Origin of the sequence: Flavobacterium sp. NKUCC04_CG (genome assembly GCF_019345525.1) — a bacterium.
Classification (GTDB): domain Bacteria; phylum Bacteroidota; class Bacteroidia; order Flavobacteriales; family Flavobacteriaceae; genus Flavobacterium.
This window is the reverse complement of the sequence record NZ_JAHKRA010000011.1, coordinates 103,204-115,296: the sequence shown is the minus strand read 5'-3', so window position 1 is coordinate 115,296 and position 12,093 is coordinate 103,204. Positions and strand designations below refer to the sequence as shown.

Annotated in this window: 6 protein-coding genes; 2 read left to right on the top strand and 4 right to left on the bottom strand. The window is 35.4% G+C overall.

The window, feature by feature from the left end; all coding sequences use genetic code 11:
* Positions 1-479 precede the first annotated feature (479 nt).
* Both KO524_RS10370 and KO524_RS10365 read right to left on the bottom strand, forming a co-directional pair.
* On the bottom strand, positions 480-1,169 hold the full coding sequence (locus tag KO524_RS10370; RefSeq protein WP_219293720.1) for a response regulator transcription factor: 690 nt from the start codon (positions 1,167-1,169) through the stop codon (positions 480-482).
* Positions 1,159-2,499, bottom strand: a complete 1,341-nt coding sequence (locus tag KO524_RS10365) for a sensor histidine kinase KdpD (RefSeq protein WP_219293718.1) — start codon at positions 2,497-2,499, stop codon at positions 1,159-1,161. The genes KO524_RS10370 and KO524_RS10365 overlap by 11 nt, the downstream gene beginning before the upstream one ends.
* A 111-nt stretch (positions 2,500-2,610) precedes the next feature.
* Between KO524_RS10365 and KO524_RS10360 the strand changes: the two genes are divergently transcribed.
* Positions 2,611-4,980 (top strand): outer membrane beta-barrel family protein, encoded by a 2,370-nt coding sequence (locus KO524_RS10360; RefSeq protein ID WP_219293716.1) that lies wholly within the window; start codon positions 2,611-2,613, stop codon positions 4,978-4,980.
* A 65-nt stretch (positions 4,981-5,045) separates the two neighbouring features.
* Here KO524_RS10360 and murF read toward each other — a convergent pair whose 3' ends face one another.
* Positions 5,046-6,335, bottom strand: coding sequence for a UDP-N-acetylmuramoyl-tripeptide--D-alanyl-D-alanine ligase (gene murF / locus KO524_RS10355; RefSeq protein WP_219293714.1), 1,290 nt, complete (start codon positions 6,333-6,335; stop codon positions 5,046-5,048).
* Between the two features lie 63 nt (positions 6,336-6,398).
* Positions 6,399-8,006, bottom strand: coding sequence for a gliding motility lipoprotein GldJ (gene gldJ / locus KO524_RS10350; protein ID WP_219293712.1), 1,608 nt, complete (start codon positions 8,004-8,006; stop codon positions 6,399-6,401).
* Between the two features lie 209 nt (positions 8,007-8,215).
* Between gldJ and porU the strand changes: the two genes are divergently transcribed.
* On the top strand, positions 8,216-12,064 hold the full coding sequence (porU, locus tag KO524_RS10345) for a type IX secretion system sortase PorU (protein ID WP_219293710.1): 3,849 nt from the start codon (positions 8,216-8,218) through the stop codon (positions 12,062-12,064).
* Positions 12,065-12,093 lie beyond the last annotated feature (29 nt).

Below are 12,093 nucleotides of genomic sequence, written 5' to 3'. Positions count from 1 at the left end.
GCGTCACACGGGAATGTTGTTTATAATAATAATATATCATTTTCGTATAACCCCGTAGGGGTGACATGATTGTAGATGATGCGTCACACGGGAATGTTGTTTATAATAATAATATATCATTTTCGTATAACCCCGTAGGGGTGACATGATTGTAGATGATGCGTCACACGGGAATGTTGTTTATAATAATATATCATTTTCGTATAACCCCGTAGGGGTGACATGATTGTAGATGATACGTCACACGGGAATGTTGTTTATAATAATATATCATTATCGTAGAACCCCGTAGGGGTGATATGATTATAACCCCGTAGGGGTGATATGATTATAACCCCGCAACAAAACGGAAGGGTGTGTGTTAATGCTTAAAACGGTTTTTTCTCTATATAAACTTTGCCCTTTACTTCGGATTAACGGGCATTTGTATCATCGCATTTTATTAAGTATTACGGCTCTAGTGTACCATGCACGAATCGCTATTCGGGGATAGGAAAATTAATCTCAAAGCCGACAGCGCGTATGGATTGAATTACTATGCTTTTATCATATTGAAAGTATTTGCGCAAACGGCTGATAAATACATCCATACTTCGACCGGAAAAGTAGTCGTCTGAACTCCATATACTGTTTAATATTACATCCCGCTTTATTAAACCGTGGTTGTATTGTATTAATAATTGTAATAAATCGGCTTCACGTTGCGTTAAGCGAATTTTTTCATTTGGATGTAATAGAACTAAGTTTTCATAGTCAAAGCTATAACTGCCTATTGATATGGGTTTTGGCAAGTGAATAGGTTTGGATCGCTTGAGTATGTTGTGTATGCGTAGAATTAATTCATCGGGATCACAAGGTTTGGTTTGATAGTCATCGGCACCAATTTTTAAACCGGTAAGTCTGTCGATTTTTTGATTTTTAGCTGTCAAAAATATAAAGGGAAGGTTGGGGTGTTTTTCCTTGATTTTTTGTGCCAAACTAAAACCATCTAAATGCGGCATCATTACGTCGAGTAGGATGATATCATGATCGAATTTTTCCTCTATTAAAGCTAAGGCATCTAAGGGGTTTTTAATCCAAGTTACCTTGAAGTCCGATAGTCCGAGGTATTGTTTTAGAATGATTCCAAAATCTTCATCATCTTCAATTAAAAGCAGGTTAATTTTCATACGGAATGCTGATTTTGACGGTTGTACCTTGGTTTATTTTGCTCTTAAATGTTATGGAGCCTTTGTGTTTTAGAATAATTTTATGAACAAGGTAAAGACCGAGTCCGAGTCCTTTGGTATTTTGGATGTTGTTTTTTTGTATGCGGTAAAATTTCTTCAAAATGTGTTTTAATTCTTGATGTTCCATTCCTATACCGTTGTCACTAATGGATATTTGGAGTCCAATAGGGTCGCTGTCGATTTGCAAGTTTATCTGGTTAGCTCCGTATTTGATACTGTTGCCAACCAAATTACTAATTAGCGTTTGCAATTCGGTTCTGTGTAATGTTGGAATTTTCGTGATGTGAAATTGTAGTTGGAATTGGATAGTGGGATTGCTAAAAGCAAAATCGTTCCATAGATCTGCTATGTCTTTTTCTTGCACTCGTTCAAAATCGTATGGTTGTTCGTAATCGTACTGTATGGGTATTAAGAGGTTTTCAAGTCTGTTGATTTGGCGGTCAATTAACGGAAGTATAGCTAATGAATTCTCTTTAGAAAGTGTCTTAGAAGCTATTTTTAATGTGGCAATAGGGGTTTTAAACTCATGTGAGATGTTATCTACGATGTCGTGTAGTATAATGGATTCCTGACGGTGTTTAATCAAGTTTTTGTAGGTGAGATAATAAAGTATTAATACGGAAGCCAATATTAATATGGAAGAAAGCATAAGTGGAATTAATTCCCATAAAACCACTGTTGTTAAATTAGCGACGTCGTATGTTGTCTTTCTGTTGATTTGAAAATGAAAGTTTGGTTTTTCATTTTTTGACTGCTTGCCCAAGTCAATAGTATCACGATCAGAATTGAAACTACTAGTCACCCACTTGCCATCAGTCACTGTGCGTGGGACAGTGATTGGAGTAGCGGTCTGATACATTACAAACGGTGTTTTAATTAAAGTGTCGTCTGTGGGTAGTGCAATAAGATTAACGAGTTCTTTTTTAATAGCTACTTGGTAATTTTGTTTTTTAAATAGGCTGTCGATATAGGCTGTAATACGTGGACTTATTTTTAAGTTTCTATTATTAAAGTATTGAACTAGCTCCTGATAAGCAATTTCTTTTCGTTGATATTTTGAAAAAAGAACTAGAATTTCGTCTTCTGCTATGTCGGACTCTTCAAAGTAGGGTATTTGTTCTTCTAAATCGAACAATTTTGAATGTACAGAATTGAGAATTTCCTTCTGTTTTAATTGGTACGAATTATAGAAATAGTATGCATGAATTGCCAGTAGAAGCAAAAAGAGTAGGGTTGAAGCGCCTATGTATAAAAAGTTTTTGTTTTTCATCAAAACAAATATAGTCAATTCCCATATAGCCGCTTTGCATTAACCCATCGTTAACCGAGCATTAACCCATTTTGGATATTAAAAAGCGCAATTTTGATAAAAATACGAATTATGAAAAAATTACTATTTCTATTGCTTTTTCCGCTTTGTGTTGTCGGACAAAGTTTGGAATGTGAAGGCAAGGTGGTTAGTGAAAGTGGGGAAGGTCTTTCTTTTGCAACCATTCTACTCATAGATAATCTACAAAATCAAAAAGTAGAAGCGACAAATTTTGATGGAAGTTTTTATATAAAAAATCTAAGTGATTCTCCATTTTATCTCGAGGTTTCGTATGTGGGATACAAAACTTACAAACAAAATTTGACCGTTGATGATTTGGAGAGAAAGTTGACTATAGTTTTACAGATTGAGGAGCGTGAATTGAATGAGTTAGTAATCGAAAGGAAGGCTCCTCTTGTAAAGCGCAAAATTGATCGATTGGAGTTTGATGTGGAGAACAGTGCATTAAGCGCTTTAAGTGGCTGGGAAATAGTAAAGCAGACCCCTGGAGTGACGGCACAAGGGAGTGATTTAAAAATTAAGGGTAGTCAAGCAATATTGGTAACTATAAATGATAAAAGAGTGATGTTAACAGGAGATGAGCTAAAGAACTTGTTAGAGAATACTCCGGGTAAAGACATTAAATCTATAGAAGTTATAACCAACCCTCCGGCAAATTATGATGCTTCTGGTAGTGCTGTTTTAAATATTGTGATGACTAAGAGTAATGTAGAAGGATATAGGGGTATATTATATGCTAAGTATATACAAAGCAAGTATGATAAAGAGTTATTTGGTTTAACCCAGTATTTTCGGAAGGGTAAACTTTCTTTAATGGGTTCCTACTATCGAGGTATGGGAACATATGTAAGAGAAGGATTTGATGCTGTGCACTTTGTTGAAAATCAAACGACTTGGGAAAGTGAAATGGTACGTAAGGATGTCAATCGGAATCAGCATACTTATACATTTAGTATGGAATATGATTTGGACAGTTTGACTAATTTTACCTTTGGTGCTAACGGATTTATTAATCCTAATAGCCAAGGGGTTTATTTGGTTCCAACCTTAATTTACGATAAAGATAGACAAGTAGAATCATCCTATTTGACAAAGAATGATCATTTTAATGATACAGATTACCATAATTTTTATTTGCAGATTGATAAAAAATGGGGAAAAGATCATCGGATTATTTGGACTAATTATCTGACTAATAATCATCAAAAAAAGTTTCAAAATGTATTTACTCGTCTTAATTTTAAAGACAAAGACCCGTCTGAATCTACTTTTGAAAGTGACAACAGCAGTAAGGTAACTCTGTTTTCTACTCAAATAGATTATAGTTTAAAACGAACAGCATGGAAGTGGGATAGTGGCGCTAAATACAGCACCGTGACCACTAACAGTATTTTGGATTTTTATGATGATGAATTGGGGAGCTTAAATTTCAGAGCTGAAAAAAGCAATGTATTCGAGTATAAGGAGAAAAATTTAGCCGCTTATACTACTTTGGCATACACTTGGAGCCAATGGAGTTTTAAAGCGGGGATTCGTGCAGAATATACAGATTTAACTGGGTTGGTTTCACAAACGTATGAGCATAATAAACAAAATTATTTGGAATGGTTTCCTACTTTTTATGCACAATACGAAACTGAAAATCATCACCAATTTGGTGTTTCTTATGGAAAGAGAATTAGCAGGCCAGGTTATTCGTGGTTAAATCCTGCGAAATCATATTATAATTTGTTTTCCTATTTTCAAGGAGATGCTCAGTTAAAGGCGATGATTGTTCACAATTTAAATTTGACTTATTCTTGGAATAATTGGAATGTGGATTTATATTATCGCAAAGAAAATTTGCCCGCCATGGAAATCTCTTTTCAAGATGTGGAAACGCATAATTTGATTTATAGATATACCAATATTAAAGAAGGGAAAATGGGAGGTTTAGATCTTAGTAAAAATTACGATTTCTTTTCTTGGCTAACGTGGAATGCCTACGCTTCGATACAATACAATGAAAACTATTTTTTCGGATTAGACGAACAGCTGTATAAGAATGATAAATGGATATTTTATGGTAGAACCAGCGCAAGTTTTCGATTGGATAAAGCTACAGATTGGAATATAGAATTAGGATATTATTACCAGACACCGGCCATTCAAGGTACTTTTACGATTAGTAAAGAGTCGAGTACTTACTTTATCATGAATAGAACGTTTTTTGATAGAAAGATGGAGTTGAGTTTGATATTTAACGACATATTTAAAACAGAAAAATCTAAGGTTAGTACAAATTATAGCAATCAAAACAACTATTTTTTGGACTATCAAGATTCTCAAAAGGTGTCATTTTCTGTAAAGTATCATTTCGGAAATCAAGTTGTTAAAAATAAAAGAACGATTGAAGCTACGGAAGAGCAAGGTAGGATATAGAAACGGTTTGAAAAAAAATCCCGTCCTAAATTATATAGGGCGGGATTTTACATTTTTGTGATTAGTTATAGAAGTTCTAAAATGCGTTCTAGTGCCATTCCTCTGGATCCTTTAATGAGTAATAAAGATTCTTGGGGAATCATATTTTTTTGAAAAGCTTTTGAAAAAGAATCGTAATCTTTATAAAAGAACTCACGGGATGAATCTTTTTGATGTTCAAAAAAATGCGTTCCGATATAGAAAGTAGTGAGGTTATCAAGGCCTTCAAGTTTTTGGATTAAGGCTAAATGTTCTTTTGAACTTTCTGCTCCTAATTCAAACATATCTCCTAAAAACAAAACTTTAGAGGTTTTGTTCTCTAATTGAATAAAGTTGTCTAGTGCTGCTTCCATGCTACTTGGATTGGCATTATAGGCATCTAATAGAATTTGATTTCCACCTTTCTCGATCCATTGTGAACGGTTATTCGTTGGGGTGTATTGATTTACGGCTTTTTGAGCATCTGCGATAGGAATTTTAAAATATTGTCCAATCGCTACAGCCGCCGCTATGTTGGTGGCATTATAAATTCCCGTTAGATTTGAAGTAAATAAGGTCTTTTTAGTTGTAATTGACGCCATGGGTTGCGCATCGTACTTTTCAATGACCAAATCGTTCTGTTCGTCTGTACCAAAGGTATATCGAGCAAAAGTCATGGTTTTGGCATCTTGTAATCCGTCGTCTGTATTGGTAAATGCCAATTTGTAATTGTTCTCTAAATAATCATAGAGTTCACTTTTGGCTTTAATAACGCCTTCAAAACTGCCAAATCCTTCCAAATGTGCTCTTCCAAAATTGGTTATATAGCCAAAGTCTGGGTCGGCCAATTCGCATAAATGGGCGATTTCCCCTAAGTGATTGGCACCCATTTCCACCACACCTATATCCGTTTCGTCAGTAAATGATAATAAGGTTAAAGGCACGCCAATATGGTTGTTTAAATTTCCTCGGGTTCCTTTGACGTTATATTTTTTAGATAATACAGCCAGTATTAATTCTTTGGTTGTTGTTTTTCCATTACTACCTGTTAGGGCTAGGATTGGTAAACCCAATTGTTGACGATGGTATTTTGCTAATTCTTGTAAAGCCATTAAAGCATCAGCATACCAAAACATTTTGTCGGGATTGCTTAGTTTTTTCTTGTTGTCCATAACAACAAAGCTGGCACCTTTATCTAAGGCTTCTTGAACTAGGTTATTGGCATCGAAGTTATCGCCTTTTAAAGCAAAAAAAAGCGAATTTGGAGTGATGTTTCTCGTATCAATTGATATCCCATCACACTGTAAAAAACATTGGTAAAGCTCTTCTATTCTCATGATTCAAAAGTATAAAAAAAAGCCCTAAAAAATTAGGGCTTTTTTTAAAAGAGTATAATAGTATTAATTTTTAGATCTTTTTTTAGAAGGTTTTGCTCCAACTTTCGTCATGGCACAACGGAATCCAATATAATCTGTCGCTTGGTCTTCTGCAAAGAATCTTCTAGTTGCAGGATCTAACCAATATGCTCTGTCTTTCCAAGAACCTCCTTTGTAAACACGAGATTGATCGTTAACTAGAGAAGTACGTTTGTTACTATCGTATTTTCTAACCATGTCTCCATTTTCATCAGCCAATAAGGTGTGTTCTGGAGCATTGTAGCCTTTAGTAGTACCTCTTGATGCACCATCTCTATAATCTCTATTGTCGCTTGAATCAAAGTTTTGTCTTAAGAAAGTATCTGAGTCATCAACCAATACTTGAGCAACTTGTCCTGGTAGGTTACGTGCTTTTATCTTACCGTTTGGCAAGGTATCGTATACAATGGTTTCTGCAGTTACAATTTCCACTTTTCCGTCAGCGCCAATTTTATTTTTGTAATAAACGTTTCCTCTGAAATAATTAAAATCATTTTCTTCACTTCCAATAGAAGGTCTGTAAACATCCGCTACCCATTCTGCAACGTTTCCAGCCATATCATATAGTCCAAAATCATTTGGAGGGTAAGATTTAACTTGGTTAGTAATATCTGCACCGTCAGTTGACCATCCAGAAATTCCACCATAGTCAGCACGCCCTTGTTTAAAATTGGCCATTTGATCTCCTAGAACTTTTCTTTTTCCGGTTCTAGTATGTGCACCATCCCACGGGTATTTTTTTCTTCCTTTATATGAGTTATACTCTCTATTGCCGATTAAACCAACAGCAGCGTATTCCCATTCAGCTTCCGTAGGAAGTCTAAATTCAGCGGTAAATAAACCAAACTCTTGTGTGGCATAAATATTTTTCTTACCATCTTTTGCTTTGTTTCTTACACCTTGGAAAACGATATCTCTATTTCCTCCGTATAAAGCATCTGGAGCTGCTAAGTACGTTTCAGTACTAAAGTGATTATCTCCATAAGCTTCAAGAATTTTCGCGTTCTTTTTTAGATATCCCGATTTTTCTAAAGTGGCTTCATTAACACGATCTGTTCTCCATTTAGCGAAATCATTTGCTTGTACCCAACTTACTCCTACTACAGGATAATTGGCATATGCAGGATGACGTAAATAGGAAGTCGTTAAACTCTCACTAAATCCAAGTCTGTTTCTCCACACCATAGTGTCTGGAAGGGCTCCCTCATAGATATGTTTGTAGTTTTCGTCACTTGGAGGAAAAACAGTTTTAAGCCAATATAAGTATTCATTATACATAACATTGGTTACCTCTGTCTCATCCATGTAGAAAGACTGAACATATTGTTGAGTAGGGTTATTATTCCAGTCGTACATTACATCGTCTTGGACTCTTCCCATGGTAAAAGTTCCCCCTTCAATAGTCACCATTCCCAACGGCGCCTGTTGGTCTCCGTAGTTGGTGTTGTATTGAAAACCTCCCTTTTTGTCATTTATTTTCCAGCCAGTTGCAGTTGATACTCCTTTAGTACTTGTATTGCTACAGCTAGTAATACCAAGTGATGCTATAATTCCGGCAATCACTTGCAATGTCATAAGTCTATTAATCTTCATGTTTAAAGTGGGTAATTAATTTGCTCGCAATATAATAATTAACGATTAATTAGCAATATATATTTCGTAAATATTTAAAAAAAACTTAAAATTTGTTCGGTGTTCACAAATTTATAGTCCTATAACGCGTAATTTTGCTGAATATTGCCCTCTAAATTATTTATTTTAGCGGAATGTACTATTATGGAAAAATTAACGTTTACTGTATTATGAAGAATATCTTTTACCTCTTTGTCTTTTTAATTTCGATACATCTCGTCGCTCAAAATCGCGAGATTAAATTGTCGTGGCAAGATCCGAAACCTTATGCGCAAGCTTTAGAACCAAAGGTAATTCCGTTCTTCGAATCACAAAATTATAATTTTAATCCAGTTTCCAATACTTTATTATATATTGAAAGTGTTAATGTTTCGGCAGCGGTAAATCCAGCATCCTTAATGATTACCCAGGTTAATTATGAATCCATTGGGATTTCTGAATTAAAAGACCTGCCTGTTAATGATTTACCTAGTTCCATCGACGCAAAACTACAAAATGTATTCGCTAGAGATCGCGTACACTTGTCCTTTTCCTTTGCCCCAATTATAAAAGAAGGGCAACAAGTAAAAAGAGTTACTTCGATTTCCTATACTTATAAGGAAGGAGGGTATGTTGCAAATGCCAATAGGAATGCAGCCTATAATTTTCGTTCCAATTCCGTTTTACAATCGGGAAATTGGTTCCAATTCTATATAGAGAAGTCCGGGGTTTATAAAATATCCAAAGCTTTCTTGAGTAGAATGGGAGTTCCAGAAGGGGTTGATCCCCGTACTATTCGAATTTTTGGAAACGGCGGTAGTATGCTGCCCCTAGTAAATTCAAAAGCAGCTGCCGATGATTTACAAGAAAGTAATATACAAGTTATCGGTGAAGGCGATGGTGCCTTTAACGATTCGGATTATATATTGTTTTATGGAGAAGGTGTTGATCAGTGGAGTGAAGAGAATTTGACTCACCTTAACTTATATGACAACAAATCCTATTATTTTCTAACCTATGGAGGGGAACCGGGTAAAAGGATTTCGGAATTATATCAGCCTTCTGGCAATGCGAGTAAAACATATACTACTTATGATGGCTATGTGTTCCACGAAAAAGACCTGACTAATATTGGGCGTTTGGGGCGTAAGTGGTTTGGGGAAAACTTTGGAGTACAACAGCAGCAAAATTTTTCATTTAATTTGGTTAATCTAGACCCTTCCCAACCGGTTAAGGTTAATATAAATGCTGCATCAGCTTCTTTTGGAAACACCAATTTTTCCTATACTTTGAATAATCAAAATTTAGGATCGGTAAGTTTTAATAGAATAACTGGGCAAACCGTTTCTGGATATGAGAATTTTTTTACTAGAAATGTCTCGATAAACACTAATGCTGTAACAGTAGCGGTAAATTATAGTAATGGTGGCGTTCCCTCGTCTATGGGGTATTTGGATTTTATCGCATTGGAATATACAGCAAACCTTTCTGGTGGTAATGCTCAGTTGCTGTTTAGTAATAAGGCTTTAGCCATGGAGAGCGGCAATGTATTATACGTGATGAACAACGCGAGCCAAGTGGCACAAATATGGGATGTAACCGATACAAATAATGTACAAAGTTTGTTTAATAATGGACAAAACAACATCAGCTTTAAGGCCACTGGGGGAAGTATTAGAAAATATGCAACAGTAGTCAACAACGATGTTTATGAGCCACTGCTTTTGTCCAACTCAAAGGTGGCGAATCAGAATTTAAAAGGAGCCGTTTTTAATGAGGGAGATGTCGATTATTTAATTATCACGAATAATGCTTTAAAAGCTTCGGCAGAACGTTTGGCGAATTTCCACAGAAGTTCAAATAATCTAAAAGTAAAAGTAGTTACCGTTGATCAAATCTACAAAGAGTTTTCATCCGGAAAACAAGATGTTGCTGCTATACGAAATTTTATCAAATACGTATATAAAAATGCGTCTAGTACCGATACGAGACTTCGTTTTGTCAATATGTTTGGAGATGCTTCTTTTGACTATAAAGACCGTATACCTAATAATACCAATATGGTTCCTGTTTTTTATGGAATGAATTTGGGTTTAAAAACTTCAACTGGTGGAGATGGGAGTAATTTTTCGTCCTACACGACTTTTATGTCTGATGACTTTTACGTATTGATGGACGATGACGAAGGACTTATGGTAGATACAAATTATGGTTTAGATTTGGCTGTAGGAAGAATGTTAGCAACCCATGCTGATGAAGCTAATGCTATGGTCGATAAGGTTTTGGATTATAATGGTAAAGAGTCTCAAGGTCGTTGGAGGAATGTGGTAGTGGCACTGTCGGATGATGTTGATGTTGCTGGCGACTTTATACTGCAAAATGGATTAAATGACATGATTGATAAAGTTTCGGTAAAAAAACCGTTTTTGAACGTAAAGAAAATTCATATGGATTCCTATTTACAGGAATCGGCAGCAGGCGGTAAACGTTATCCGCAGGCCAAAAAAGATTTTATCGAATCGATTGAGAACGGGGCGTTGTTTGTCAATTATTTTGGACATGGAGGGGAAGATGGACTGGCACATGAACGTATTTTTGCCATTGATGATGCACAGCGATTAAATAATTATAAAAAATATCCACTCTTTGTTACAATTACTTGTGAGTTTACGCGTTTTGATAATCCATACCGATTGACCGGAGGGGAAAGTATGTATAAAAATAGACGTGGTGGTGCTATTGCATTGATTGCAACAACTAGAGAAATCGGTATAGAATCAGGACGACAAATCAATGCGAGTTTTAGCGATTATTTATTTCCGGATTCCGATAATTACTCTACAATAGCAGAAGCGTTGATGAATACTAAAAACAATTCATCCCAGCGCGATAAAAATGTGGTGTTTTACATTGGTGATCCAGCTTTAAAATTAGCTATTCCAAGGCCTAAAGTTGAATTGACAAAAATTAATGATATACCTTTTGCTGAATTTACAGGAAATTTAGAAGCCTTGGGATATGTGAAGTTGACAGGTGAACTTAGAGATGAAAATGATCAGTTTCTAAATCAATTTAATGGCGCTTTAGCCGTTCAAATTTTTGACAAGGAAATCGATCGTAAAACCTTAGGAAATGATGGGGTTCTGATTAATGGTGTTTTGGGGATCATGGATTTTAAAACCTTGGGTGAAACCATTTTTAGAGGAAATGCTACCGTAAAACAGGGTGTTTTTAGTTTTGATTTTGTTTTACCTAAAGACATTAAAATTGCTGTAGGACCTGGGAAAGTTAGTTTCTATGCTGCTCAAGATACGGGATTAGATTATACAGGAAGTAACAATCAGGTGAGTATTGGAGGGATTAATAAAAATGCTCCTGAAGACAAAATTCCTCCTGTAGTGAAGCTTTTTATGAATGACGAATCGTTTATTTCTGGAGGTGTCACATCGGAATCGCCTGTATTTTTGGCTTTTCTCGAAGATGAAAATGGGATAAATACCTCTAGTGGTATTGGTCACGATTTAACAGGGATATTGGATGGTGATGAATCCAACCCGTTAATTATGAATGATTATTATGAAACGGAGCCCGACAATTTTAGAAAGGGAAAAATTAGTTACCCCTTAAAAGATTTAGCCAACGGTTTGCATACGCTTTCTTTTAAGGCTTGGGATGTTTACAATAACTTGACGACTTCTGAAATACAATTTACCGTTTCAAAAGAAGAAGGGGTTAGTTTGGAAAAAGTATTGAATTATCCAAATCCGTTTGTGAATTATACCGAATTTTGGTTTACGCATAACCGACCGTTTGAAAACTTGGAAGTACAAGTGCAAATCATGACGGTAACTGGAAGAATAGTTAAAACAATTAATCAACTCATAACGACAAATGGCAATTTGTCACGAGATATAAAATGGGATGGATTGGATGATTTTGGAGATCGTATAGGTAAAGGTGTGTATATCTACCGTTTAACTGTAAAATCTACCGTTACAAATCATAAATCAGAGAAAGTAGAAAAACTTGTAATCCTTTAAGAAAAGAGTATATTTGTTCAATATAAATA

Bases quoted from the DNA above. Each gene is read 5' to 3' on its own strand.
- KO524_RS10370 (WP_219293720.1), bottom strand. From the start codon at position 1,169: ATGAAAATTAACCTGCTTTTAATTGAAGATGATGAAGATTTTGGAATC.
- KO524_RS10365 (WP_219293718.1), bottom strand. From the start codon at position 2,499: ATGAAAAACAAAAACTTTTTATACATAGGCGCTTCAACCCTACTCTTT.
- KO524_RS10360 (WP_219293716.1), top strand. From the start codon at position 2,611: ATGAAAAAATTACTATTTCTATTGCTTTTTCCGCTTTGTGTTGTCGGA.
- murF (WP_219293714.1), bottom strand. From the start codon at position 6,335: ATGAGAATAGAAGAGCTTTACCAATGTTTTTTACAGTGTGATGGGATA.
- gldJ (WP_219293712.1), bottom strand. From the start codon at position 8,006: ATGAAGATTAATAGACTTATGACATTGCAAGTGATTGCCGGAATTATA.
- porU (WP_219293710.1), top strand. From the start codon at position 8,216: ATGAAGAATATCTTTTACCTCTTTGTCTTTTTAATTTCGATACATCTC.